Below are 25447 nucleotides of genomic sequence, written 5' to 3'. Positions count from 1 at the left end.
TTATGCAGAACGCGGAAAGTGCTTAAAAGCCGTAGGTTTCTCAGTTTGTCAACATCGTTTTCCACACCTTATCCACACAAAATGTGGATAAGCCTCTGGTCTCTCAAAAATATTAATTAGATTCAACATTTCTCTAATTTCTTGGCCTCTTCCCAGAGTAGGTCCATCTCTTCAAGGGTGGCATCCTGCAGCCTCCGCCCCCCGCCGTGCAGCGTCTCTTCGATGTGGTTGAAGCGCCGGGTGAAACGCTGAATCGTCTTCCTGAGCGCCTCCTCCGGGTCGAGCGACAGGAAGCGCCCCAGGTTCACGATGGCGAAGATGAGGTCGCCCAGTTCGGACTCCATCTCCTGCTGGTCCCCGGCGGCCATCGCCTCCTGGAACTCGTGCAACTCCTCCATCACCTTGGCGAAGACCTGGTCGGTGTGCTCCCAGTCGAAGCCGACCCGCGCAGCCTTCTCGGTGATCTTCTGCGCTTTCATAAGGGCGGGCAGGTGCGGCGGGATCCCCGACAGCGCCGACTTCCGCTCGTCCCCCTTTTCGCTCTTCTTGATCTTCTCCCAGTTCTCCACCTGTGCCGCGCTGTTCTCGATGACCTGGTCCCCGAAGACGTGGGGATGGCGGCGCACCAGCTTGTCGTTGATGGCGTCCAGCACCTGGTCCATGGTGAATGCGCCGCGTTCCTCGGCGACCGCCGCGTGAAACACCGGCTGCAGGATGAGGTCCCCCAGTTCTTCCTTGAGGAGTTCGTCGTTGTTGGCGTCGATGGCCTCGATCACCTCGTAGGACTCCTCCAAGAGGTAGCGCTTCAGCGATTCGTGGGTCTGTTCCGCGTCCCAGGGGCAGCCGCCGGGGGCGCGCAGTCTGCGCATGATCTCCATAAGGCGGTCGAAGCGGTCTTGGGTGGTTTCGGTGGACATGGTTGGATCTCCGGAAGGAATTAATGTCGTGATGTGGTCCACTGCCCCCTCTCCCTCTGGGAGAGGGCCGGGGTGAGGGCGTTGCTACGTGCACCAGCCGCTGCGGGGCAAATCCCTCACCCGCCTTCCGGGCCCCCTCTCCCGGCGGGAGAGGGGGTGGACGGGCAAGTGGAACAAGGAACGTGGTGAACGAGCTAAAGGATCAGGATCACTTGAGCCCGCTCAGGTAGTCGACCAGGGAGTCGACCTGTTTCTTCGAGAAGGTGTCGTAGGGGGGCATGGCGGTGCCGGGGTAGACCTTGGCCGGCTCGCGGATCACCTGCTCCAGGAAACGCGAATCCCGCTTGCTCCCGACGTGGGACAGTTCGGGGCCGACCACGCCGCCCTTGCCCTTGACGATGTGGCAGTCGCGGCAGCGCTCGTTGAAAAGCGCCTCGTCGGTGAGCTCCAACTGGGCCGGAGGACGCCTGGTCTCGGCAGGCTGCTGCGGTTCCCCCTTGGAGCAGCCGGCCGCAAGCGCCAGCGCCAGCGTCGCAAGAATATAAGTGCGCATAGTTAACTTCACTATTTCCCCTTCAAGTAGGTGCCGAGGAAGTTCTGCTTGTACTCCAGGAAACGCCCCTCCTCGATGGAGGTCCTGATCTCGGCCATCATGTTCAGGTAGAAGTGCACGTTGTGGATGCTGGCCAGGATCGCCGAGAGCACCTCGTTCGAGGTGAACAGGTGGTGCAGGTAGGCCCTGGTGAAGTTGCGGCAGGTGTAGCAGGTGCAGTTGGGCTCGACCGGGTAGAAGTCGCGCCGGTAGTTCTTGTTGGTGAGGCGGATACGGCCGCGGTTGGTGAAGAGGGTGGCGCTTCTGGCGTAGCGGGTCGGGATGACGCAGTCGAACATGTCGATGCCGCGCTCGACGCTCTCCAGGATGTCCTCGGGGAGGCCGACACCCATCAGGTAGCGCGGCTTGTCCTCGGGGAGGTGCGGCGCGGTGTAGCCGACCACCTGCTTCAGAAGTTCCAGCCCCTCGCCCACGGAAACCCCGCCGATGGCGTAGCCGGGGAAGTCCATCTTCACCAGGGCCTTGGCGCAGCGCTTCCTCAGGTCCTCGAACACGCTCCCCTGCACGATGCCGAACAGGTACTGGTTCTCGCGCGAGTGCGCCTCGATGCACTGCTTGGCCCAGCGGATGGTCTTCTCGGTGGAGCGCTCCGCGTACGCCTTGTCGCAGGGGTAGGGGATGCACTCGTCGAAGTTCATGATGATGTCGGCGCCCAGGGCCTCCTGGATGGCGATGGCCTTGGCCGGGTCGAGGAAGATCTCCTCGCCGGTGTCCTCGTGGCGGAAGAAGACCCCTTCTTCGGTGATGCGCTTTTTCGGGAGCGAGAAGACCTGGAACCCGCCGGAGTCGGTGAGGATGGGGCCGTCCCAGCACATGAACTTGTGCAGCCCGCCCGCCTTCTGCACCAGGGCCTCGCCCGGGTGCAGGTGCAGGTGGTAGGTGTTGGAGAGGATGATCTGGGCACCGGTCTCCTTCACCTGTGCCGGCGTCATCGCCTTCATGGCGGCGTGGGTGGCAACCGGCATGAATATCGGGGTCTGGATCTGGCCGTGGGCGGTGGTCACCACGCCGCGGCGCGCTCCGGACTTGGGGTCCTTCTTGAGCAGTTTATAAATCATGAACCTTCCTGGCTTTAATGTTTTACTGAGGGTGCCTATCCTAATTAGCAGAGCGGGGTAAAAAATGCAACATTACGGCGGCGTAAGCGATATTTCAAAACAGGGTTACTTCACTTTAGAAGGGGCTAAGGTGTCTGAACCATTAATTGTATGCTGTATACAAAAAACTGTTGCATTTTCGTATAACGGCATTTAATATGCGCGTCTATCAACCCGCCGATTTTTATGTTATAGATACCATCCACTGTTGCTAATGTGAGTTCAATAAAGGAGAGATCGAATGCAGACACTGAGCCCGTGGCGCGGTCCCCCATCCCCCCCAAGCGGAAGCCGCGAGTCCGCCCCGTGACCGGGTTTTCGGGACTTGTACTCCTCCGGTGTACGCACGCAATCCAACTCAACTGATTATCGAAAAAAGGCAAAGGGACAAAAAACATGCGAATCTTATCTAGCTCTGTGGGAAGAAAGATCCTGATGTCCATCACGGGTCAGCTCCTGATCATCTTCATCCTGATACACCTGATCGGAAACTCCACCATCTTCTTCGGCCCCAACGGCATCAACGCCTATGCTGAGCATCTGCATAGCCTGCCGCCGCTGGTCTGGGCCTTCCGCCTGTTCATGCTGGCAGCCATCGCCGTTCACATCGCTTACGGCGTCACGCTGACCCTGGAGAACAAGGCAGCCAACCCCGGCGCTTACGCGGTGAAAAGGAACCTGAAGGCGAGCTTCGCCTCCGAGAACATGATCTGGACCGGCCTGCTGGTGCTGTGCTTCATCGGCTACCACCTGCTGCAGTTCACCATTCACGGCACCCCCGACGTCGTAGTCGGCCTCGACTCCGCCAACCGTCCGGACGTGTTCAGGATGGTGGTGACCAGCTTCGGCAACGCGCTGATCTCCCTGGCCTACATGTTCGCCATGCTGATGCTGTTCCTGCACCTCTCCCACGGCATCCCGAGCTTCCTGCAGACCATGGGCTGGAACAACGAGAAGACCATCCCGGCCTTCGGTACCGGCGGCAAGGTCATCTCCGCCATCCTCATGCTTGCTTACATCTCGATTCCTGCGGTCATCCTGGCCGGCTTATTGAAACTTTAGGGGGTTCAAGTGATACTCGACGGAAAATGTCCGAAAGGACCGATTCAGACCTCGTGGGACAGGCACCGCTTCGATCTGAAGCTGGTTAACCCCGCCAACAAGCGTAAGTACAAGGTTCTCGTTGTCGGCACCGGCCTGGCCGGTGGCGCAGCCGCAGCCTCCCTGGGTGAGCTCGGCTACAACGTCGAAGCTTTCTGCTACCAGGACAGCGCACGCCGCGCCCACTCCATCGCAGCACAGGGCGGCATCAACGCAGCGAAAAACTACCCTAACGACGGCGACAGCATCTACCGTCTGTTCTACGACACCATCAAGGGCGGCGACTTCCGTGCCCGCGAGGCGGACGTTTGGCGTCTGGCCCAGGTCTCCAACAACATCATCGACCAGTGCGTGGCCCAGGGCGTTCCGTTTGCCCGCGACTACGCCGGCTACCTGGACAACCGCTCCTTCGGCGGCGCCCAGGTTTCCCGTACCTTCTACGCCCGCGGTCAAACCGGTCAGCAGCTCCTCCTGGGCGCTTACTCGGCCCTGTCCCGCCAGGTGAAGGCCGGCAGCGTTAAGCTCTTCGCCCGCACCGAGATGCTGGACCTCGTGGTGGTCGACGGCGAGGCCAAAGGTATCACCGTACGCGACCTTATCACCGGCGAGATCCGCACCCACGTGGGTGACGCGGTCGTTCTCGCAACCGGCGGTTACGTCAACGTGTTCTACCTCTCCACCAACGCGATGGGCTGCTCGGTCACCGCGAACTGGCGTGCCCACAAAAAAGGCGCCTTCTTCGCCAACCCCTGCTACACCCAGATCCACCCGACCTGCATCCCGCAGTCCGGCGATCACCAGTCCAAGCTGACCCTCATGTCCGAGTCCCTCAGGAACGACGGCCGCTGCTGGGCACCGAAGAAGAAGGGCGACAACCGTCACCCCAACGACATCCCCGAAGAGGAGCGCGACTACTACTTGGAGCGTAAGTACCCCTCCTTCGGTAACCTCGCTCCCCGTGACATCGCCTCCCGCGCAGCGAAAGAGCAGTGCGACGACGGGCGCGGCGTCGGCCCCGGCGGCCGCGGCGTAAACCTCGACTTCTCCGCTGCCATCAAGCGCGTTGGCGAGCACACCATCCGCGAGCGCTACGGCAACCTCTTCGAGATGTACGAGAAGATCACCGACGAGAATGCGTACAAGCAGCCGATGCGCATGTACCCGGCACCGCACTACTCCATGGGCGGCCTCTGGGTCGACTACAACTGCGAGAGCAACGTCCCGGGCCTCTTCGTCCTGGGCGAGGCGAACTTCTCGGTGCACGGCGCGAACCGTCTCGGCGCCTCCGCGCTGATGCAGGGTCTGGCCGACGGCTACTTCGTCATCCCCTACACCATCGCCAACTACCTGGCCAAGACCAAGCCGGGCCTGGTGTCGGCTGATCACCCCGAGTGCAAGAAGTCGGTCGAGGACGTCAAGGCCTACAACAACCGCCTCCTGAACATCAACGGCAAGAAGACCGTGTCCGAGTTCCACCGCGAACTGGGCAAGATCATGTGGGAAAACGTCGGCATGGCGAGGAGCGAAGAGAGCCTCAAGGACGCCATCAAGCGTATCCCGGTCCTGCGCGAGGAGTTCTGGCAGAACGTCAAGGTCACCGGCAAGGGCGAGGAGCTCAACCAGCAGCTCGAGAACGCCGGCCGCGTGGCGGACTTCCTCGAGTTCGGCGAGCTGATGGCGAAGGACGCCCTGCACAGGAACGAGTCCTGCGGCGGCCACTTCCGCGTCGAGCACCAGATGCCGGACGGCGAGGCCAAGCGCGACGACGAGAACTACTGCTACGTTGGAGCCTGGGAGTTCAAAGGTGTCGACAAGGAGCCCGAACTGCACAAGGAGCCGTTGACGTTCGAAAACGTTCATCTGGCGGTAAGGAGTTATAAATAATGAACCTCACACTACACGTATGGCGCCAAAGTGGCCCCAAAGCTCCGGGCAAGCTCGAGCAGTACGAGGCCAAAAACGTAAGCCCCGACCAGTCCTTCCTGGAGATGCTCGACGAAGTGAACGAGCACCTGATCAAAGAAGGCAAAGACCCGATCGCATTCGACCACGACTGCCGCGAAGGGATCTGCGGGATGTGCTCCCAGGTCATCAACGGCGTGCCGCACGGCGGCCAGGAGCGCACCACCGTCTGCCAGCTGCACATGAGGCGCTTCAACGACGGCGACACCATCTACATCGAGCCGTGGCGTGCGCTCGCCTTCCCGATCCAGAAGGACCTGATCGTGGACAGAAACGCCCTTGAGAAGATCATGCAGGCCGGTGGTTACACCTCCTGCCACACCGGCGGTGTTGCCGACGGCAACGCCATCCTGGTGCCCAAGCAGGACGCCGATTACGCCATGGACGCCGCCGAGTGCATCGGCTGCGGCGCCTGCGTCGCCGCCTGCCCCAACGGCTCGGCGATGCTCTACACCTCGGCCAAGGTTGCCCAACTGGCAGCCCTGCCGCAGGGCCAGGCGGAGGCCGCCGAGCGCGTCTGCGCCATGACCGAGGCGATGCAGGAAGCCGGCTTCGGCAACTGCTCCAACCACTACGAGTGCATGGCGGCATGCCCGAAAGGGATCAACGTCAAGTTCATCGCCAAGCTGAACCGCGAGTACCAGAAGGCGCTGTTCAAGTAGGCGGCTCGTATCAAAGAAGAACCCGGGGCGGAAGGGAAACCTTCCGCCCTTTTTTTATGGCTATATTCGCGATCCTCGTTGGTTCTCCTCCTTGTCGCCCTGCACCGAAGGAGGGGGACTGGCTCCGTAGGTGCCTGTCCCCTTGGCGTAAGGCGGGCAGGGCGCAATGGAGCGTTCCGCTAGAGGGACAGGCATCTACGGAGCCAGTCCCTTCTTAGTACTTGATTCCGGCCCCGATTTGCCTTACTTTCTGGCGCAGCCGGCTTCAGCCGTTGGGAGTGATATGCAACTTACCTATGCCTTCGTGGCCAACATCTTTTTGACCTTCATCGACGCTACCGTCGGGTATTACGCGGCTCCGGCCCTGGCGGCACTGGTGGGGACCGATGCCGAGGGAGCCGAGGCGTCGGTCCGGGGCATCCGACGGCTGCTCTCCGCGGTGGTGGCCCTGTACATGTTCTTCAACTGCCTGGCCTATTTCGACGGTATCGCGTGGCTTTTGTTCTGCACCACTGCCGTGCTGGCCGTGGACATCACCGCACAGCTGGTCATCTTCCGCAGGATGGCCGGGCCCGGGGGGCGCTGACGGCGTGCTCCTCGTACCCTTCATCTCTTGGCAGGGGCGCCTGAAGGCCGATGCGCGGCGCTGAGGGGACAAGCTCGCACGTACTGTCATTGCAGGCCCTGTCACTGTCTTCATTCAGGATAGATGGAGTGGGTATCCCGTTGCAGCCATGACCCTAATTGCCCTCGAAGCGAAAAAATGGTTTATCAGCCTTCGCTAATGTGTTATTTTTGTCCCTCTGCTGTTCCGCTGTCGCTTTTGGCAGCGCACGAGGTAACACATGAGCGAGATGCGATCTCCCATAGCGAGGTTCAAGACCTGCATATGGAAAAGGGGAGGCTCCACCATGGAGCATCACCTCTTTGTGCTGCTGTGCATCACGGCGGCCGTCGCCTCGTTCTTTGTCGTCATTCCCACTAATTACCTGCAGCACCTTCCTGTCTACATCAACGTTTGCGTCGCCGTTTTCGGAGTGCTGGCGCTGCTGCTTCTGTGTGAGGCGAGCCGGGGGCGCTACCACACGGCGGCGCTCTTCTTCCTGTTTCTGGTCCTGCTGAACCTGATCTGGTTCCCCAACGCCGCTTCGGAGGGAAGCCTGCCCCTGTACTTTTTCTGCCTGCTTATGTACCTCCCCATCTTCTTCAGGGGGCGAGCGCGATGGCTTCCGCTGGCCGTTACCTTCATTGACGCTATGGTGCTCATGGCCCTGGAGTTGCGGTTTCCCGAGTGGGTCACGCCGTTTCGCTCCGAACAGGATCGCCTCGCAGATAACATCGTCGGTTTCGCCGTTACCACCGTATTCTGCGCCGTCATGCTCTGGACGCTGCTGAGAAACTACGAGAAGGAGCAAAACCGGTTGGTCGCGGTGAACGAGGAACTGCAGCGGGTAATCGTGGAGCGTGCCGAGGTGGAGGGGGCGCTGCTGCAAAACCAGGAGCTGCTGAATTCGGTGATCAACGGGACTACGGACGCCATCTTCGTCAAAGACATCAACGGGCGCTATCTCCTCTTCAATAAGGCCTCCTGCCAGATGACTGGCAAGACGCAGGAGCAAGTACTGGGCAAGGATGACATGGAGGTTTTTCCCTCCGAGGTGGCGTGTTCCGTTATGGCGATGGACCAGCAGGTGCTGACGGCCAACCGGACGCAGGTGGGGGAGCGGGAGTTAGTTGGCGGCGGCGGACGGTATGTGGTCGAGGTGATCAAGGGGCCGCTGCACAACAAGCAGGGACAGGTGGTCGGCCTCTTCGGGATCTCCCGCGACGTCACCCAGAGCCGGCGCATGGCAGAGGAACTGAGGCAGTTGAACGAAGAACTGGAGCGACGGGTAGTAGAGCGCACGGAGCGGCTGGAAGTGGCCATGCGGGAACAGGAAGCCTTCAGCTACTCGGTCTCCCACGACCTGCGCGGCCCGCTGCGGCACATCAACAGCTACGGTTCGATACTGCTCGAAGAATTCGGCCCGGATCTCGCGCCCGAGGCGCGAGGATACCTGGAGCGGATCCGCACCTCCAGCAAGAGGATGGGGGACCTGATCGACGGCCTGCTGGAACTATCCCGCATCGGGCGCTCCGAGTTGAACCGGGACACGGTGAGCCTGAGCGAACTCGCCTTCGGCATCGGCTGCAAACTGCAGGATTCCGAGCCGTCGCGGCGAGTCGATTTCCTGATCCAGCCTGGTCTGCACGTCGAGGGAGACCGGCTGCTGCTGGAGTTGATGCTGGAAAGTCTGGTCGGCAACGCATGGAAGTACTCCAGCGTCCGGGAGCGGGCCCGGATCGAGCTCGGCTCTTCGCTGCACGAGGAGGGCGAGGCCTTTTTCATCAAGGACAATGGTGTCGGGTTCGACATGGCGTACCAGGACAAGCTGTTCGGGGCGTTCCAGCGGCTGCACGGCGCCGAGTTCGAGGGGACCGGCATCGGCCTGGCTACGGTGAAACGGATCGTGGAGCGGCACGGCGGATCGGTCTGGGCGCACGGGGTGGTGGACCAGGGTGCCACCGTGTACTTCACCCTGCCGCGGGGATAGGGGGATTTGGCATGGGACGTTGTTGCCGGTTGCTGCTTGTTTGCCTGGTGGCCCTTGTGCTGACTGCCGCCACCTGGCAGCGGCAGTTGCTGTACTTCCCGACCCATCACGATGGCAGCAACGGGCTGGCGCCGTGGCGCGACCAGGGGGAGGTGATCGGTTTCGCCCGGACCGTCCCCAGTCCAAAGAACGTCTGGCTCATGCTGCACGGCAACGGCGGGCAGGCCAGTGACCGCGCCTACGCCCTTCCTTCGTTTGCCGACGAAGACACCGTCTATATCCTGGAATACCCGGGCTACGGCCAGCGCCCCGGTTCTCCTTCCAAGGAGGCACTGAACCAGGCAGCCAAGCAGGGATACCTATTGCTGCGGCGCGAGTACCCGGACACGCCGGTCTGCGTGGTGGGGGAGTCGCTAGGGAGCGGTCCCGCCTGCTCCCTGGCCGCAGTTCAGCCTGCGCCGGACAAGATCGTGCTGGTGGCGCCGTTCGACAAGCTGCACCGGGTGGCGCAGTACCACTACTGGTTTCTGCCGGTGCGCCTGCTCCTCCCCGACAACTGGGACAACATCAAGGCACTCAAGGGGTATCAGGGGAGGGTGGAGATCTTCGGCGCCAGGGAGGATAAGGTGATTCCGGAAAAGTTCGCCAAGAGCCTTGCTGAGAGCAGGCCGGGAACCGTGTTCCGTGAGATCGAAGGCGGCCACAACGACTGGTCGGCGCCGGGGCGGGTGAGCATCAGGAACCCGTGAAACCATTTATCTAACGCAAAGCCGCAAAGGCGCAAAGAGAGGCCAATCAGGGGGCAGGCTCTTTACCGTTCTTTGCGGCTTTGCGTTATTGCGTTGAGTTCAAAGGGGTTGAAAAAAGGCGCGGCCGGTTTCGGCAGTGCCTTTTTCGCGTCAGGCGATCCTGGTGAACTTGTCCTTGGGGACCAGGCAGACGGTGCACTTGTCGGGCGCCTCGTCGTAGACGGTGTTGCCGCAGACTTCACAGACGTAGATGGGACGGTCGGCGAGGTCGACACCGTTTTGTACCGCCGCCAGGGCCTGCTGGTACAGGTCGTGATGCACCTCTTCTACCGCCAGGGCGAACTTGAAGGAGTTCTCCGCCGCGCGGTGCCCCTCCTGCCTGGCCTGCTCGAGAAACGGCGGGTACATCTTCTGGAATTCGAAACCTTCTCCCTCGATGGCCTCTTTCAGGTTGTCGACGGTGTTCTTGATTCCGTCCATGGCGCGCAGGTGCGCATGGGCATGCACCGTTTCGGCGTGGGCCGCGGCGCGGAACAGCTTGGCTACCTGCGGCAGCCCCTCCGCTTCGGCCTTCTTGGCAAAAGCAAGGTACTTACGGTTGGCTTGACTCTCTCCAGCAAATGCCTCGGCAAGGTTATCCTTTGTCGACATCTCTTCCTCCTGATTGTGTAAAAATATGCTGCTTGAATATAGCGGGGCATCTGTTTCAGTCAAGGCGCCGTGTACATTATATTTATCTGATATGTATACGTTTTCTGGAGGCAGGACGGCGGGGTGACGGCCTTCTTGACATTAAGATGTGTCAATGTAATCTTCGTGAGGTGTTTTGGGTGAGAGTGTCGGTAGTACTTGCGGCGGCACCAGAGAGGTCTGCATGGCGCGAGAGATCACCACTCTTCAGGAGATGCTCGACAGGATCGGGGATTCCGCAGACGACGCGGGGCGCGTCTCGTTGGGGAAAATCGTGGAATCGGTGGGGAACCGATCCTTCGGGCCGCTGCTGCTCATGGTGGGCATCATCGCCGCTTCCCCCCTGAGCGGTATGCCAGGGGTCCCGACCGCAACCGGTGTGCTGATCCTGCTGATTGCGGGGCAGCTCTTCTTCCGCCGGGATCACTTCTGGCTGCCGAAATGGCTATTGCGGCGCTCGTTGGCGCAAGACAAGGTGACCAAGGCGATCAGGTGGCTTCGTCCCTTGGCGCGATTCATCGACCGGTGGCTGCGCCCACGTCTGCCGGCACTGATCAGGGGGGGGAGCATCTACCTGATCTCCTTCATCTGTGGGTCCATAGCGATCGTGATGCCGATGATGGAACTGGTCCCCTTCTCCGCGCATGGAGCAGGGGTGGCCCTTTCGGCTTTCGGGCTGGCCCTGATCTCACGCGACGGTCTGCTCGCGCTGATCGCCTTCGCGGTGACCGCGGTAAGTTTCGGGCTGGTGATCTACCAGTTCAGCTAGATCGGCGCCCTAACGGATGTACTCCTCGCGCACCGGGGAGAACACCTCGATGGCCACGGCATCCTCAAGAATCTCGGCCTTGTGCTGCGCGCCACCTGCGATGCACCAGCTGTCCCCCGGAAGCACCTCCTGCTGACTCCCATCGATGCTGAGCCTGATCCGGCCGCTTACCAGGTAGCCCGTCTGTTCGTGCGGGTGGCTGTGTACCGGGAGCTGCGCACCCTTTTCCAGCAGAAACTCCACCATCAGTGTCTTAGCCCCGTGGACCAGTGTCTTTTGGCGGATACCCGGCAGTACCTCCTGATAGCCCGCGTCGCTTCTCTTCTCGAACATCTTTTTCTCCTTTGCTTTCGGTTCCCCCGCCCCTTGCGGGAGGGGGGCTCCGCCGCCACATTCCGCTCACTCGCCGTCCAGCGCGCCGGTCTGGCGCAGCGCCTCGTAGAGCACGATGCCCGCCGAGGTGGAGAGGTTCAGGCTGCGCACCTTGCCGGTGATCGGGATGCGCACCGCGGTCTGGAGGTTCGCCTCGATCAGTTCCTCGGGGAGCCCCTTGGTCTCCTTGCCGAAAACGATGAAGTCGCCGGGGCGAAACGAGAATTGCAGATAACTTTGCGGGGCCTTCTTGCTGGTGTAAATGAAACGCCCGTCCGGGAAGGAGCGCTTGAGCGTGTCGAGGTCGTCCCAGTAACGGATGTCGACTTCGCTCCAGTAGTCGAGCCCAGCCCGCTTGAGGTAGCGGTCATCGGTGGAGAAGCCGAGCTTGCCGACCAGGTGCAGGATGGTGCCGGTGGCGCCGCACAGCCTGGCAATGTTGCCCGTGTTGGGCGGAATCTCCGGCTCCACCAGGACTATGTGAAATGGTTGTTGCGATGACATCGGTGACCTCGAAAAGGGTGCTTTTGTGGAAGCAAAAAAGGGCTCAGTCATAGAAAAAAGTTCCACAGGATGAGTGGAATTTTGACCCCGAAAATGAGCTTCCCACACGGGTGATATTTGTAGCTCAAAGCAAAAAATAAGGCAAAGATAAACGGCTAAAAGCCTGTAACGGCGGGGGGTTGTCTGGGGGGTAGGCTCTGTAAGCTTGCAATTTATCGACAGATAGTCTATGATGCCCCCCTCACACACCTACCGGAGGCAACTTTGGATACGCCTGACAACAGTGGTCACTTCGGCCGTTTCGGCGGCAGATACGTCTCGGAAACGCTCATGCCGGCGCTGCTCGAACTCGAGCAAGCGTACAACCATTTTCGCAACGAAAAGGGGTTCCAGGAGGAGTTCGCCTACTACCTGCGCCAGTACGTCGGCCGCCCCAACCCGCTCTATTTCGCCGAGAAACTGAGCCGGAAAATGGGGGGCGCGAAGATCTATCTGAAGCGCGAGGACCTGAACCACACCGGCGCTCACAAGGTGAACAACACCATCGGCCAGGCGCTGCTTGCCAAGCGGATGGGCAAGAACAAGGTGATCGCCGAGACCGGCGCGGGCCAGCACGGCGTGGCGACCGCGACCGTCGCGGCGCTGTTCGGCATGGAGTGTGAGGTGTTCATGGGCGAGGAGGACATCCGGCGCCAGTCCCTGAACGTGTTCCGCATGAAGCTTCTGGGCGCCAAGGTCAACCCGGTCAGTTCCGGCACCGCGACCCTGAAGGACGCCATGAACGAGGCGATGCGCCAGTGGGTGACCAATGTTGAGGACACCTTCTACATCATCGGCACCGTCGCCGGCCCCCACCCCTACCCGGTCATGGTGCGCGACTTCCAGGCCATCATCGGCCAGGAGGCGAGGGCGCAGCACCTGGAAGCCGAGGGGAGGCTGCCCGACTACCTGATCGCCGCCGTAGGCGGGGGGAGCAACGCCATCGGGCTGTTCCACCCCTTCGTCAACGACGGGTCGGTGCAGATGATCGGCGTCGAGGCCGCCGGTTACGGCATAGACAGCGGCAAGCACGCCGCACCGCTTTCCGCCGGCAGTGTCGGGGTGCTGCACGGCAACAAAACGTACCTCCTGCAGGACGAGTTCGGTCAGATCGCCCATGCCCATTCCATTTCGGCCGGACTGGACTACCCGGGCGTCGGGCCGGAGCACTCGTACCTCAAGGAGATCGGACGGGCCAGCTACGTTTCCGTCACCGATGACGAGGCGCTGGACGCGTTCCAGGTGCTGACCCGCGAGGAGGGAATCATTCCCGCACTGGAGTCTTCCCACGCAGTCGCCCATGCACTGCGTCTGGCTCCGACACTTTCCACCAATGAGAGCATCGTCGTCTGTCTGTCGGGCAGGGGCGATAAGGACATCCACACCGTAGCCGATGTTATGGGGGTGCAGCTTTAATATAGAAAAATCGAGGCTTTAGTGGGGGAGGTCCGCTGAGCGGGGCTCCCTTTTTATTCGACAAGATTGCACAAATCTAATGTGCGGCTTGCAATGTGCGTCGGATTTGATTACACTAATAACCTCAGATTGGCGACGAGCCAATGTGATTCCAATGAAAGGAGATGATTGGCGCGGGCTTCACTACCGACATTTAGTATCTCTACCTAAAGCCGGCAAAAGCCATTCAACAGCGATTTATGAAACGAAAAATTGTATTGCTGGTCGCGGTGCTCATGATGACGGCATCGTGCGACCAGTCCCACCTGCAGCAGGCGCAGGTCCCGGTGACTCCCTCGGTGTCGGAGTCGGACCGGGCGCTGCTCACCTGGGCGGAGGGGAGCGAGAAGCAGGGTGAGAAATCCCCCGCCTCGGCCCCGGCCGTGCAGATGGATCTGCCCAAGGCGGCAGAACTCGACGGGAGGAAGAAACTGGTTCCCGCCATCTACGCCACGTTCGCCCGCCGGACCACTCCGGCCCGGGCCAAGTGGCTTGCCGAAATCTGCTACGAGAAGACGGAGGGGACGAAATTCACACCGCTGGACCTGGCTGAGATAGCCCTGGCGGAAACAGGCGGACACAAGCTCTCATCGAGAGCGGTATCCCCCAAGGGCGCCCTGGGGGTCTGGCAGTTGATGCCGGAGCGGGCGGAAAGCCACGGCTACACCCCCCAGGACATGTGGGACGACGAGAAGTGCGCGGAAGCGGCCGTGAAGGAGCTGTACGAGAAGCTGGACATGGCCAAGGGGAACATGGCCCGCGCCAAGCGGCTCTACTGCGGCACCGGGCCGGCGGCGAGGGCCTACGACAAGATCCGCAAGCGCTTCAGGACGGAGATACTGCGGGAGATGCAAAGGGGCATGCTGATGCAGCAGGTGGCAGTCAACGGATAGTCCTTTTGCTGTTTGAGGTTTGGTTGTGCTATAGTGGGCGGGTTCTTTCGGGGACCCGCCCTCTTTGTTTTCGGGCTACCGCCTATCCAGGAGTCTGGTTGTGAGAAAAATTGTTGGCATTTTGTTGGTGGTCGTTCTTCTTGCCGGGTGCAACAGGCTGGTCAACGCGCCGCAGGTTACCGTTCAGGACCTGAACGTGGTTTCCGTCGATCCGACCGGCGCCGGGATGGAGCTCTACCTGCGGGTGCAGAACACCAACAGCTTCGACGTCAAGCTGCAGGGGTACAGCTATGACATCAAGATCATGACGCTGCCGCTGGCCAAGGGGGGCGCGCGGGAAGAGATCAATTTCCCCGCCCACGAGGAGACCGATGTCCGCATCCCGATCCGCATCACCTATGCCGATCTGCTGGAGATCCTCAAGCGCAAGCCGGACCCGGACAAGATCCCGTACCAGGTGGCGGCGGGACTGGACCTGGAGACCCCGGTGGGACAGATGACCGTTCCGGTGAAGAAGAGCGGCACCTACGCCATCCCAAAGAAGTACCGCCCGGCCGCCATCTTCGGCAAGATCGCCGACTTCCTCAAATTCTAAGTAGACCATTCTTCCGCTCGTCCCCTCTCCCTGTGGGAGAGGGTGCCCGAAGGGCGGGTGAGGGAGGGGGGGCGAGTCGATCCCCTCACCCGACCCTCTCCCGAAGGGATAGGGGTTTGTGTAGGCCAATGGAGATTCTATGAACGTTGTTGATATCACGGGGCTTTCCAAGAGCTTCGGCCCGCGTGTCCTCATGGACGGCGTCACCTTCGCCGTGGGGGAGGACGAGCGGGTGGGGCTGATCGGCGCCAACGGCGCCGGCAAGTCGACCCTCCTTACCATCCTCGCCGGGGCGGAGGACCGTGATGGCGGCTCCATCGCCATGAAACGGGGCGCCTCGGTCGGCTACCTGAGCCAGGAGCCGGTGCTCGACGAGAGCGCCACCGTCGCCGCCGAGATCGAGAGCGGCCTCACCGCCATCCGGGCCGCCATGGCGAGCTTCAACGAGCTCTCGGAGAAGATGGCGGGCAACCCGCCCGACATGGACCGGCTGCTCGCCCGACAGGGGGAGCTCTCGGTCTGGATCGAGCACCACGGCGGCTGGAACACCGACCACCGCGTGCTGGAGATGATGACCCACCTGCAGCTTCCCGACCCGCACCAGGTCATCGGCACCCTTTCCGGCGGCACCAAGCGCCGCGTGGCGCTGGCGAAGCTCCTGCTGCAGGCGCCCGAACTGCTGCTTCTGGACGAGCCGACCAACCATCTGGACGCGGACACCACCCAGTGGCTCCAGGAGCACCTGAAGGCGTACCCGGGCGCGGTCATGCTGATCACCCACGATCGCTATTTCCTGGACCAGGTGGTGACCCGGATGCTGGAGCTCGAGCGCGGCGCCCTCATCTCCTACCAGGGGGGATACTCCACCTACCTCACCCTGCGCGAAGAACGGCTCATGGGCGAGGCGAGCCGCCGCTCGCGCCTTTTGAACCTGCTGCGCATCGAGACCGACTGGATCCGGCGCGGACCGCCGGCGCGCTCCACCAAGCAGAAGGCCAGGATCGACCGCTACCATGCCCTGGAGGAGAGCCTTTCCGGCCCGGCGCGCCGTGACCTCAAGATCGGCTTCAATACCGAAGAGGGGCTGGGCGGGACCATCCTGGAGATGGACGGCGTCAGCAAGGGGTACGGCGAGAGAAGGCTCATCAACCGGCTCAGCTTCGGCATGAAACGCGGCGACCGCATCGGCGTCATCGGCCCCAACGGCTGCGGCAAGACCACCCTGATCCGGATGATCATGGGGGAGGAGGAGCCCGACCAGGGGAAGGTCGTGGTGGGCAAGAAGACCAAGATCTCCTACTTCGACCAGCTGCGCGAGGTGCTCGATCCCAACCAGACCATCTACGACTTCTTCGGCGAGGGGGACTACGTCACCACCGCCACCGGCGAAAAGCGGCACAAGATCGGCTACCTGGAGGACTTCCTGTTCTCGGGCGAGGACCGCAGGCGGCCAGTGGGGAGCCTCTCCGGCGGCGAAAAGAGCCGGCTGATCCTGGCCAGGCTCATGCTGCAGGATTCCAACCTGCTGGTGTTGGACGAGCCGACCAACGACCTGGACATCCCGACCCTGCAGCTTTTGGATGCCTCGATCTCCGCCTTTCCCGGCTGCGTGCTCATGGTGACCCACGACCGCTTCTTCCTGGACAAGGTGGCCACCGGCGTATTGGCCTTCGAAGGTGACGGCGGCGTGGTCTTCTACGAGGGGAACTACACCAACTACCGCGAGCGCAAGGAGGCGGCCCGCGTGGCGGCAGCCGCGCAGCGGGTCGAGAAGAAGGAGGCCCAGGCGGCCAAGGCGGAGAAGCCCAAAAAGGGGCTCACCTACGCGGAACGGATCGAGCTGGAAAAGCTGGAGGGGAGCATCGAGGCGCTGGAGCAGGAGTTCGCCACGGTGCAGGAACTTCTGGGGGACCCTTCCCGCTACGACACGGTGCAAGGCGGCATCGCCGCCATCACCGCCGACTACGGCAGGCTCGAGGCGGAGTTGGCCGCGGCGTACGGGCGGTGGGAGGAGTTGGAGACGAAGAAGGGGAATTGACAGTGGAAAGCTGACAATCTGCCGGTTTTTGCATCAAAAAAGGCTTCTGCGGGCACGCCCCTGCAGAAGCCTTTTGCTATGGTGAAATGCACTTTCTTCCGTAGTTCCCCTCTCCCTCCGGGAGAGGGTGCCCGAAGGGCGGGTGAGGGCTCTGGCCGTCTGCCGGAATGTTGCCTTCAGCAATTCCCTCGCCCTGAAAGGCAAGGGGGACAGGCACCTGGCGGAGCCAGTCCCCTAATTGCCTTTGAATATCTCCTTGGCCAGCCTGAGGCTCACCTTCCTCTTGGTGGCGATGGCGGTGCGGTTGATGGTCTCCAGCGCATAGACCAGCGAGGGGATGTCGCGCCGCACCTTGAGGAGCATCTCGTCGATCACCTCGTAGGGAAGAAGCATCTGCCGGTCTTCGGCCAGCTTCTTCAGGATCATGCGCCGGGACTCGTCGTCGGAGACGTCCATGCGCGCCACCAGCCCCCACAGCAGCCGGCTGGTGAGGTGGCCGTCCAGGTGGGGCAACTCCTTGGGCGGCATGAGCCCCGAGATGGCGATCTTCCTGCCCGCGCTGTAGAAGGCGTTGAAGAGCTCCCACAACTCCACGCGGACCTCCTGGTTGTCCGGCAAAAGGTTCAGGTCGTCGAGGATCAGGGCCTTGGCCCCGGCGAAGTGCTCGGCCAGACGCGAGGGACCTTCGCTGGAGTAGCTTTTACCGTAGAGGGCGTCGGCATCGCGGAAGGAAAAGTATCTGCCGTCGATGGCGCTGGAGAGGGCGGTCAAGAGGTGGGTCTTGCCGGACCCTTCGGGGCCGTAGATGTAGAGGAGGTTTTCGGCGTCGCTGCCGCTGGCAAGCCGCTGCGCGAACTGGTAGGCGGTCTTGTTGCCGCCGCAGACCACGAAGTTCTCGAAGCAGAAGCGGGGCACCACCGGGAAGTCGAAGATCATCTGCATCTAGAACAACCTTCCCTGCGGCGGCTCCGGCGCGATCCTGCCGAAATGGCTGTAGGCGGCGGCGGTGGCGACGCGCCCCCGGGGGGTGCGGTTCAGGAAACCGTTCTGGATCAGGAAGGGCTCGTAGACGTCCTCGATGGTGTCGCTCTCCTCGCTGATGGCAGCCGCGATGGTGTCCAGCCCCACCGGTCCCCCCCCGAACTTGTCGATGATGGTCAGCAGGATGGCGCGGTCCATGGTGTCGAAACCCATGTCGTCGATCTCCAAAAGCGCCAGCGCCTGGTCCGCCACCTCCCGGGTGATCACGCCGTCGGCGCGTACCTGGGCGAAGTCGCGCACGCGGCGCAGCAGGCGGTTGGCGATCCTCGGTGTGCCGCGGCTTCTGCGCGCCAGTTCCAGGGCGCCGTCGGGCGCTATTTCCATACCGAAGATGCGCGCGGAGCGGGTGATGATGAAGGCGAGCTCGTCGTGGGTGTAGAACTCGAGGCGCGAGATGACGCCGAAGCGGTCCCGAAGCGGCGAAGAGAGCAGGCCGGCGCGGGTGGTGGCGCCGACCAGGGTGAACTTGGGGAGGTCGAGCTTGATGGTGCGCGCACTCGGCCCCTGCCCGATGATGATGTCGAGCTGGAAGTCCTCCATGGCGGGGTAGAGGATCTCCTCGACCACGTGGGAGAGACGGTGGATCTCGTCGATGAAGAGGACGTCGTGCGGCTCGAGGTTGGTGAGGATGGCGGCCAGGTCGCCCGGGCGCTCGATCACCGGGCCGGAGGTGGACTTGATGTTCACTCCCATCTCGCAGGCGATGATGTTGGCCAGGGTGGTCTTGCCCAGGCCGGGGGGGCCGTACAGCAGCACGTGGTCGAGCGCCTCGCCCCTGCCGCGCGCGGCGTCGATAAAGAGGCCGAGGTTCCCCTTGGCCTTTTCCTGTCCCACGTAGTCCGCCAGCGCCCGGGGGCGCAGCGATGCTTCAAGGAGGTCGTCTTCGGATCTTTCGGCGCTGATAAAGCGGGTCATACCTCTCCTTGCCGGCGGCTGGTGCCGCCTGAATGCAGGGAGCCAAATTATAACAGTTGAAGGTAAAGGTCAAGGGGCATGCCCGGCCGGCGGGGAGGACTGCATCAGCTCGTGGGTCTTGGCGAGAAACACCTTGGCGGAGAAGGGTTTGGCCAGGAAGGGGGCATCCCACTGGAGTATGTCCTGCAACGAGACCGACTTCGCCGGGTAACCCGAGATGAACATGACCTTGAGCTGGGGCTGACTCTCCCTGATCGCCTGGTACAGCTCCGGACCGCTCATCCCCGGCATGACCACGTCGGAGACCATCAGGTCGTAGGTCGTTACTGCACACGCCTCCATCGCCTCGGGGGCGCTCCCCACGCTGGTCACGCTGAAGCCGTTGTCCTGCAGGGCGCTTTCCAGGAAATCGCGCACCGCCTTTTCGTCCTCCACCACCAGGACTTTTCCTGTTCCGCGCGGAACGGGCGCCGCTTCGGGCAGAGAGTCGGGCGCCGCCGTCCTCTCTATGCGGGGGAGATAGATGCGGAAGGTGGTGCCCTTGCCCGGCTCGCTGTACACCGAGATGCTCCCCTGGTGCTGCTTGACTACGCCGTGGACGGTGGAGAGGCCGAGGCCGGTCCCCTCGCCGGGCCCCTTGGTGGTGAAGAAGGGCTCGAAGATGCGGGACCTGGTCTGCTCGTCCATTCCGGCCCCGGTGTCGCTTACCGAGATCACGGCATACCGCCCTGGCGCCATCCCCTCCTCCAGCCAGCGGTCCGACCGCTGCAGCACCACCGCGGCGGTCTCGATGGTGATGGATCCTCCCGGCGCCATGGCATCGCGCGCGTTGACCGCGAGATTCAAAAGGACCTGCTGCAACTGCGCCGCGTCGGCCCTGATGCACAGTTCCTCCGGAGCCAGGTTCACCTGGAACTTGATGTCCTCGCTGATCAGGCGGCGCAGCATCTTCGATTGCGACAGCACCTCGTCGTTCAGGTTCAGTTCCTTCATGGTCATGACCTGTTTGCGGCTGAAGGCGAGGATCTGGCGGGTGAGGTCGGCGGCCCGGGTGGCCGCGTCGAGGACGCCGTGGATCGCCTTGGCCCCCTTGGTGTCGGGGGGGATGTCGTAGAGCGCAATTTCGGCCCCGCCGATGATGGCGGTGAGCAGGTTGTTGAAGTCGTGCGCGATCCCTCCCGCCAGGACGCCGATCCCCTCCAGCTTCTGGGCCTGGAGCAGTTGCCTCTCCAGCATGTTGCGCTGCGAGATATCGAGGAAGGTGACCACGCAGCCGACCACTTCATCGTCACGCAGGATCGGGTGGGACCAGTACTCCACGGGAATCGCGGTGCCGTCCTTCTTGCGGAAGGTGTCGTTGACGTTGTGGCTGCCGTGGCCGGCGGAGAGCGTCTGGCAGATGGGGCATTCGCTTTCCCGCAGGACGGTGCCGTCCGGGGCGGTGTGCCCGAGGAAGCTGTGCATCCCGTTGCCGATCACTTCCTCGGGGGTGCCGTAGCCCAGCACCGTGGCACAGGCGGGGTTGCAGAAGGTGCAGGTCCCGTCGCGGTCGATGGCGAAGATCGCCTCCGCGGTGGAGTTGAAGAGCAGCCGGATGTGTTCTTCCCGTTCGGCCAGTGCCTCGCGTACCCTGATTTGGTCCTCCAGGGCCTGCTGCAACTGGGCGGTGCGCCTGGTGACGGTCTCCTCCAGTTCGTGCTTGAAGATGAGCGTGGTGGAGAAGCGTTCCGCCATCTCGTTGAAGGCGGCGCCTATCTCCGCGATCTCCCGGTGCGGGTCGGGCTGCACCCTGCTGGAGAAATCACCCGAGGTGATCTTGCGGATGCCGTCGAGAAGCGGAGTGATGGAGCGGTTGAGCAGCCTGCGCACGATGGCGAGGCCCAGGAACAGGGCGATCAGCGATCCCAGGACGACGACGAGCGCGGTTCGCATCACCAGCGCCCGCTCCGTCGTGGTCAAAGGTTCCAGGTCGATACCCACGGCGACCACGGCGATCTCCCCCCCGGCGGGGAGGGAGGTTATGGTGCCGAACGCCATCTCGCTGCGGGCCATGCTCTCCTTGGATTGTGCGCGCACCGGGAAGTCGTATTCCTTCACGCCCCCGGTGACCTCCTTCATCCAGCGAGCAGCCAGCACCTCGCCGTCCAGGGATTTCACCATCACGAAGGCGACTTCCCGGTCCATGGTGGCGGCTTCCAGCACACGGGCGACATGGCCCAGTTCCCCGTTCACCAGCGGCGAGTAGACCTCGCTGGTCACCTGGTTCCCGATCATCTCCACCCGATGCTCCAGGTCGCGGCGCAGCGTCGCCCTTTGCTGGGTGAGGAAAAAGGAGCCGACGCTGCTGGCCGTGGCGACGATGACCACCAGGAGGATCAGGTTGATGGAGATGTTGAGACTCAGGCGCATGAGGACTCCTGGTGCCCTCTTGCGGGAGGGGTGGGGGGGACCCGGTAGCTTGGGCGCGAGCAGGTACCCGGCACGGCGGCTCAGCGCTCCCGGAACTTGACGGTGTAGGCGAAGGTCTCGGGGCGGCAGTAATCGAGGCTCTTGCCGTCGGCCTCGGCGTACGGGTACATGAAGTAGTTGACCTTCTCCTTGTTTCCCTCGGTGAACACGATGCCGCGTCCCCCCTTTTGCAGCACGATCCGGAATTCGTCGACGGCGCCGAAGTAGTACTCGCGGTAGGGCTTGGCGGCCGCGCGCGTGAGCTTCTTCTCGTACACCGCCTTGGTGACGTCGGCCGGGTCCACCGGCACCCAGCCGGTACCGGGGAGGTAGAACTCGGCCCAGCAGTGGTGCCCGTTTGATATGTCGGTCTGGCCGGGGCGCCCAAGCCTCAGGCCGAAGACCTCGCGGGCCGGGACGCCGGCGGCGCGGGCCAGCGCCACGTAGAGCGTGCTGATGTCGGCGCATTTGCCGCTGCGGGCCGCCAGGGTGGCCTGTACGTTGCCGACGCCGCATCCCGGCACGTTGGGGTCCCGCTTGGTGTTGTCGACCACCCAGTCGTAGACCGCGCGCGCCTTCCCGAGCGTCCCTTTCTTGCCCGCGGTGATCTGGTGCGCCAGCGCCTTAACCTTCTTTTCGTCCGACGGGATCCAGAACTCCGCTTTTACGTATTTCACGACTTCAGGCGGGAAAGGGGCTGGCTGCTCCACCAGTTTGGCTACCTTGCGCTCCTGCGCCGTGGCGTCGAAGGTCACGGTCAGGTGGCGCTCCTTCTGCGGTCCGTGCCATTCGGTGTACAGGTAGAGCGCACCGCTTTGCGGCTCGCGGGAGAGGGTAAAGGTTGAGTAGTTGCCGTCGAAATGGAGGTTCTCGATCTTCTGGTTCAGGTCCGAGGTGGGGTAGGGGAACCACATCTTGACGTCCTGCACCTGCTGGGGGGAGTTGAGGGTTATGGCAAAAGTGACCGAGCCTTTTCTCTCTTTGGGTGAGGCACACATTGCAATTACAGGGACCGTGAGAGCCATCAAGAAAACCATCGCCGACATGAATGTTGTGCGCATAGTGTTTCCCCTTTCAGGATCAGGTCATGCAAAGTATTGGCTGTAGCCTCAGAGAGTATATCCCGTTATGTATCAGGTTCAATATTACTGTAAGAAACGGGCCGATGGAAGGAAGGTGGCACTGTAGCGTTTATGACAGATTGTCCTTATTTCATCAGTTTCTTCAGTGCCTGCTTAAGAAGTGACTCCACTGTGGCATCTTCGGGAAATTTCAGTTCAGCCAATGCCTTTTGTACTACGTTCTCCTTGTAGCCCAGGTTGATCAACGCAGACAGGACGTCATCGCGGATCTCTGCCTTGGGCGGTGCGGCTGCCGTCCCCGGCGCCGCGGCCGTCATGCCCAGCTTCTTCATCTTTTCCTTGAGTTCCAGCACCAGCCGCTCGGCGGTTTTTTTGCCGATGCCCGGTATGGCGGAAAGCCTGGCGATGTTGCCGCTGACCAGCGACTCGGAGAGCTCGGACGGCTCGCTGTTGGAGAGGATGCTGTTGGCGAGTTTGGGTCCCACACCGGAGACCCCGATCAGCAGTTGGAACAGTTCCTTTTCCTGCTGGGTGCGGAAGCCGTACAGGTTGATGGCGTCCTCCTTGACGGAGGTGTGCACCTGCAGCGTGGTCGTGCCCCCTTCGGCGGGGAGCGCGTAGTAGGTGGAGAAGGGGATGAAGACCTGGTAGCCCACGCCGTTCACGTCCAGGATGACGTAGTCGGGGGCCTTGTGCGCGATCTTGCCGGTGAGAAGGGCGATCATTTAAACCTCGATGGACAATTGATAGCATCCCCTCTCCCTTTGGGAGAGGGCCGGGGTGAGGGGGGGAGCGAGCGAGTCCTCCCTCACCCGCCCTTCGGGCACCCTCTCCCGGGGGGAGAGGGGACTAGCGGAAGAACATGGCCAGTAGGGACGATACTGAAATTTGGCTCGCTACCTGATGCTTTTCAGCAAGGTGCTGATGCCGGCGGAGTGGGCGTGGCAGATGGCGACGGCGAGGGCGTCGGAGGCGTCCTCCTGGGCCACCTCGGGGAGGTTCAAAAGGGCCTTGATCATCTGCTGCACCTGGGTCTTCTCGGCGCGGCCGGTGCCGACCACCGCCTGCTTCACCTGCATGGCGGTGTACTCGTGCACCGGCAGTCCCACGTTGACCGCGGCGACGATTGCGGCGCCGCGTGCCTGCCCCAGCTTCAAAGCGCTCATGGCGTTCTTGGCCAGGAACACGTTTTCCACCGCGACCACTTCCGGCTGGTACTCGGCGATGATCGCGGAGAGGCCGGTGAAGATCTTCTCCAGGCGCTGCGGGAAGTCCTTGGCGCTCTGGGTGAAGATGGCGCCGTTGTCGATGTGGACCAGGCGGTTGCCCTGTTTGGAGATGAGGCCGTAGCCCGTCTTGCGGGAGCCGGGGTCGATGCCGAGAATAACCATGAGAAATCCTGAAAACCGTTAACAAGGAGGAAATCTGAGGACATCTGAGAAAAAACTCTGAGAAAACCCGACTTCAGTATTTCTCAAAGCCTTTGCCTTTCTCAGATTTCCTCAGATGTTCTCCTTGTGAAAGGTTTGTCTTTGCTTCAAATAAAAAAGCGCGGGGAATGCCCGCGCTCTTAGTACCACAAAACAACACGCTTTTGCTACATCATCTTTTCCATGTCCTCGGCGGAGATGTCGAAGTTGGCGTAGACGTTCTGGACGTCGTCGTTGTCCTCGAGACGGTCCATCAGCTTCAGCATGTTCTCGGCGTTCTTGCCTTCCAGCTTGACCATGGTCTGCGGGATCATGGTGATCTCGGCGGACTCCGGTTTGAAGCCTGCCGCCTCGAGCGCGGTCTTCACCTGGTGGAACGCGGTCGGGTCGGTCAGTACCTCGTACTGCTCGTCTTCATCGGCGACGTCGTCGGCACCGGCCTCGATGGCGGCTTCGAAGAGCTTGTCGAAATCGGTGCTCTTCGGGTACACCAGGAGCCCCTTCTTGTCGAAGAGCCAGGAGACGCAGCCGGTCTCGCCCATGTTGCCGTTGCACTTGGAGAAGGTGCTCCTGACGTCGGAAACGGTGCGGTTGCGGTTGTCGGTCATGACCTCCACCAGCACCGCGGTGCCGCCCGGACCGTACCCTTCGTAGGTGGTCTCCTCGTAGTTCACGCCTTCCATCCCGCCCACGCCCTTCTTGATGGCGCGCTCGACGTTGTCCTTGGGCATGTTCTCGCCCTTTGCCTTATCGATAGCAGTCCTCAGGCGCGGGTTCCCATCCGGGTCGCCACCGCCGAGCTTAGCGGCAACGGTGATTTCCTTGATCAGCTTGGTGAATATCTTGCCGCGCTTGGCATCCGCGGCGCCTTTCTTGTGCTTGATGGTACTCCATTTATTATGGCCTGACATGATCCGCTTCCTTTCCGATCAGTTTGTGAATGAAACGCGAAATACTAGCACGCCCAAAAGAGTGTTGTAAAGTGGGAAAATGGCAGTTAAACTATGTGGCTGCACCCGCATCGAGCGGGGATTCGACTCCGCCTGGGAGAGATCATGGAACAGTTCTACCGGACACTGAAACACTTCCCGCCTCTGCTTTTGCTGCTGTGCCTCATGCTGTCCGCCGTCGGCTGCACCAAGGTGGTCCTGAGAAGGGATGCCCCGCCGGTACTGGCACAGGACGAAGTGCTGCGTCCCTATAAGAAGGTGGGGACCATCGAGGTGCACCGCGTGCGCTACGGCGACAAGGAAGACCTCACCCCTGCCGATTACAGCTGGGCCAACGACGCCCTGCGCGCCGAGGCGGCCAAGATCGGAGCCGACGCCGTGATCCTCCCCGAAGTCAAAGTGGAGATGGACACCTACATCTTCTTCCCCAAGAGCGAGATTACCGCGCGCGGGACTGCCATAAAATTCCGCTGACTTTTTCCTCCTCCTGAGAGAATTCCGTTGATAAAGGGCGCACATTTTTGAGATAGT

Annotated in this window: 27 protein-coding genes; 13 read left to right on the top strand and 14 right to left on the bottom strand. The window is 61.9% G+C overall.

Annotated elements, in window-relative coordinates:
• Positions 1-122: 122 nt before the first annotated feature.
• The 4 genes from mazG to H7687_RS16780 all read right to left on the bottom strand — a co-directional run bounded on the left by mazG (position 123) and on the right by H7687_RS16780 (position 3070).
• Positions 123-917 (bottom strand): nucleoside triphosphate pyrophosphohydrolase, encoded by a 795-nt coding sequence (gene mazG / locus H7687_RS16795; protein WP_183349524.1) that lies wholly within the window; start codon positions 915-917, stop codon positions 123-125.
• A 208-nt stretch (positions 918-1125) separates the two neighbouring features.
• Positions 1126-1470 (bottom strand): c-type cytochrome, encoded by a 345-nt coding sequence (locus H7687_RS16790; protein ID WP_183349522.1) that lies wholly within the window; start codon positions 1468-1470, stop codon positions 1126-1128.
• A gap of 11 nt (positions 1471-1481) precedes the next feature.
• Positions 1482-2588, bottom strand: coding sequence for a tRNA guanosine(34) transglycosylase Tgt (gene tgt, locus H7687_RS16785; RefSeq protein WP_183349520.1), 1107 nt, complete (start codon positions 2586-2588; stop codon positions 1482-1484).
• 125 nt (positions 2589-2713) lie between these two features.
• On the bottom strand, positions 2714-3070 hold the full coding sequence (locus tag H7687_RS16780; protein ID WP_183349649.1) for a hypothetical protein: 357 nt from the start codon (positions 3068-3070) through the stop codon (positions 2714-2716).
• Between H7687_RS16780 and H7687_RS16775 the strand changes: the two genes are divergently transcribed.
• The 6 genes from H7687_RS16775 (at position 3024) to H7687_RS16750 (ending at position 9695) form a co-directional block, all read left to right on the top strand.
• Complete coding sequence (locus tag H7687_RS16775) at positions 3024-3689, top strand: succinate dehydrogenase cytochrome b subunit (protein ID WP_183349518.1); 666 nt, start codon at positions 3024-3026, stop codon at positions 3687-3689. The two genes, H7687_RS16780 and H7687_RS16775, sit on opposite strands and share 47 nt — an antisense overlap.
• A gap of 9 nt (positions 3690-3698) precedes the next feature.
• A complete protein-coding gene (locus H7687_RS16770; RefSeq protein ID WP_183349516.1) occupies positions 3699-5612 on the top strand; it encodes a fumarate reductase/succinate dehydrogenase flavoprotein subunit in 1914 nt (637 codons plus the stop codon).
• Complete coding sequence (locus H7687_RS16765) at positions 5612-6352, top strand: succinate dehydrogenase/fumarate reductase iron-sulfur subunit (protein WP_183349514.1); 741 nt, start codon at positions 5612-5614, stop codon at positions 6350-6352. Before H7687_RS16770 ends, H7687_RS16765 begins: the two co-directional genes overlap by 1 nt.
• Positions 6353-6635: 283 nt before the next feature.
• Entirely contained in the window at positions 6636-6938 is a 303-nt protein-coding gene (locus tag H7687_RS16760; protein WP_183349513.1) for a hypothetical protein, read from the top strand.
• A 259-nt stretch (positions 6939-7197) separates the two neighbouring features.
• Positions 7198-8946: a sensor histidine kinase gene (locus tag H7687_RS16755; protein ID WP_246404967.1), complete on the top strand. Its 1749-nt coding sequence runs from the start codon at positions 7198-7200 to the stop codon at positions 8944-8946.
• Positions 8947-8957: 11 nt separating this feature from the next.
• Positions 8958-9695: an alpha/beta hydrolase gene (locus H7687_RS16750; RefSeq protein WP_183349511.1), complete on the top strand. Its 738-nt coding sequence runs from the start codon at positions 8958-8960 to the stop codon at positions 9693-9695.
• Positions 9696-9845: 150 nt separating this feature from the next.
• Here the strand turns inward: H7687_RS16750 and H7687_RS16745 are convergent, their stop codons facing one another.
• Positions 9846-10346 carry a rubrerythrin family protein gene (locus tag H7687_RS16745; RefSeq protein ID WP_183349509.1) on the bottom strand — a complete coding sequence of 167 codons (501 nt, stop codon included), beginning with the start codon at positions 10344-10346 and terminating at the stop codon, positions 9846-9848.
• A gap of 223 nt (positions 10347-10569) precedes the next feature.
• Between H7687_RS16745 and H7687_RS16740 the strand changes: the two genes are divergently transcribed.
• The gene (locus tag H7687_RS16740) at positions 10570-11154 is read left to right on the top strand and encodes an exopolysaccharide biosynthesis protein (RefSeq protein WP_183349507.1); all 585 of its coding nucleotides are present in this window, start codon (positions 10570-10572) and stop codon (positions 11152-11154) included.
• Between the two features lie 9 nt (positions 11155-11163).
• Here the strand turns inward: H7687_RS16740 and H7687_RS16735 are convergent, their stop codons facing one another.
• Together H7687_RS16735 and H7687_RS16730 are read right to left on the bottom strand one after the other, a co-directional pair.
• Positions 11164-11487, bottom strand: a complete 324-nt coding sequence (locus tag H7687_RS16735; protein ID WP_183349505.1) for a cupin domain-containing protein — start codon at positions 11485-11487, stop codon at positions 11164-11166.
• Between the two features lie 66 nt (positions 11488-11553).
• A complete protein-coding gene (locus H7687_RS16730) occupies positions 11554-12030 on the bottom strand; it encodes a tRNA (cytidine(34)-2'-O)-methyltransferase (RefSeq protein WP_183349503.1) in 477 nt (158 codons plus the stop codon).
• Positions 12031-12294: 264 nt separating this feature from the next.
• On the opposite strand from H7687_RS16730, the gene trpB reads away from it, so the two are divergent.
• The 4 genes from trpB (at position 12295) to H7687_RS16710 (ending at position 17050) form a co-directional block, all read left to right on the top strand.
• Positions 12295-13485: a tryptophan synthase subunit beta gene (gene trpB / locus H7687_RS16725; protein ID WP_183349501.1), complete on the top strand. Its 1191-nt coding sequence runs from the start codon at positions 12295-12297 to the stop codon at positions 13483-13485.
• Between the two features lie 239 nt (positions 13486-13724).
• Positions 13725-14417, top strand: coding sequence for a transglycosylase SLT domain-containing protein (locus H7687_RS16720; RefSeq protein WP_183349499.1), 693 nt, complete (start codon positions 13725-13727; stop codon positions 14415-14417).
• A gap of 100 nt (positions 14418-14517) precedes the next feature.
• On the top strand, positions 14518-15012 hold the full coding sequence (locus H7687_RS16715) for an LEA/WHy family protein (RefSeq protein ID WP_183349498.1): 495 nt from the start codon (positions 14518-14520) through the stop codon (positions 15010-15012).
• Between the two features lie 139 nt (positions 15013-15151).
• A complete protein-coding gene (locus H7687_RS16710) occupies positions 15152-17050 on the top strand; it encodes an ABC-F family ATP-binding cassette domain-containing protein (protein WP_183349496.1) in 1899 nt (632 codons plus the stop codon).
• Positions 17051-17284: 234 nt separating this feature from the next.
• Here H7687_RS16710 and H7687_RS16705 read toward each other — a convergent pair whose 3' ends face one another.
• The 4 genes from H7687_RS16705 to H7687_RS16690 form a co-directional block, all read right to left on the bottom strand.
• Positions 17285-17992, bottom strand: coding sequence for a DnaA/Hda family protein (locus H7687_RS16705; RefSeq protein ID WP_183349488.1), 708 nt, complete (start codon positions 17990-17992; stop codon positions 17285-17287).
• Positions 17993-19006: a Holliday junction branch migration DNA helicase RuvB gene (gene ruvB, locus H7687_RS16700; protein ID WP_183349486.1), complete on the bottom strand. Its 1014-nt coding sequence runs from the start codon at positions 19004-19006 to the stop codon at positions 17993-17995.
• A 69-nt stretch (positions 19007-19075) separates the two neighbouring features.
• A complete protein-coding gene (locus H7687_RS16695; protein WP_183349484.1) occupies positions 19076-21415 on the bottom strand; it encodes a hybrid sensor histidine kinase/response regulator in 2340 nt (779 codons plus the stop codon).
• An 80-nt stretch (positions 21416-21495) separates the two neighbouring features.
• Positions 21496-22368 carry a transglutaminase-like domain-containing protein gene (locus H7687_RS16690; protein WP_183349483.1) on the bottom strand — a complete coding sequence of 291 codons (873 nt, stop codon included), beginning with the start codon at positions 22366-22368 and terminating at the stop codon, positions 21496-21498.
• Between the two features lie 37 nt (positions 22369-22405).
• Between H7687_RS16690 and H7687_RS16685 the strand changes: the two genes are divergently transcribed.
• Positions 22406-22561: a hypothetical protein gene (locus H7687_RS16685; RefSeq protein ID WP_183349481.1), complete on the top strand. Its 156-nt coding sequence runs from the start codon at positions 22406-22408 to the stop codon at positions 22559-22561.
• A gap of 100 nt (positions 22562-22661) precedes the next feature.
• Here the strand turns inward: H7687_RS16685 and ruvA are convergent, their stop codons facing one another.
• From ruvA to H7687_RS16670, 3 genes are all read right to left on the bottom strand, one after another.
• On the bottom strand, positions 22662-23261 hold the full coding sequence (gene ruvA, locus H7687_RS16680; protein WP_183349478.1) for a Holliday junction branch migration protein RuvA: 600 nt from the start codon (positions 23259-23261) through the stop codon (positions 22662-22664).
• A 171-nt stretch (positions 23262-23432) separates the two neighbouring features.
• On the bottom strand, positions 23433-23927 hold the full coding sequence (gene ruvC, locus H7687_RS16675) for a crossover junction endodeoxyribonuclease RuvC (RefSeq protein ID WP_183349476.1): 495 nt from the start codon (positions 23925-23927) through the stop codon (positions 23433-23435).
• A gap of 206 nt (positions 23928-24133) precedes the next feature.
• Positions 24134-24877 carry a YebC/PmpR family DNA-binding transcriptional regulator gene (locus H7687_RS16670; RefSeq protein WP_183349474.1) on the bottom strand — a complete coding sequence of 248 codons (744 nt, stop codon included), beginning with the start codon at positions 24875-24877 and terminating at the stop codon, positions 24134-24136.
• Between the two features lie 144 nt (positions 24878-25021).
• Between H7687_RS16670 and H7687_RS16665 the strand changes: the two genes are divergently transcribed.
• Entirely contained in the window at positions 25022-25390 is a 369-nt protein-coding gene (locus tag H7687_RS16665) for a hypothetical protein (protein WP_183349472.1), read from the top strand.
• Positions 25391-25447 lie beyond the last annotated feature (57 nt).

Origin of the sequence: Geomonas paludis, from assembly GCF_014193585.1 — a bacterium.
GTDB lineage: Bacteria > Desulfobacterota > Desulfuromonadia > Geobacterales > Geobacteraceae > Geomonas > Geomonas paludis.
The sequence above is the reverse complement of the archived record's forward strand: the minus strand, read 5'-3'. Positions and strand labels throughout refer to the sequence as shown.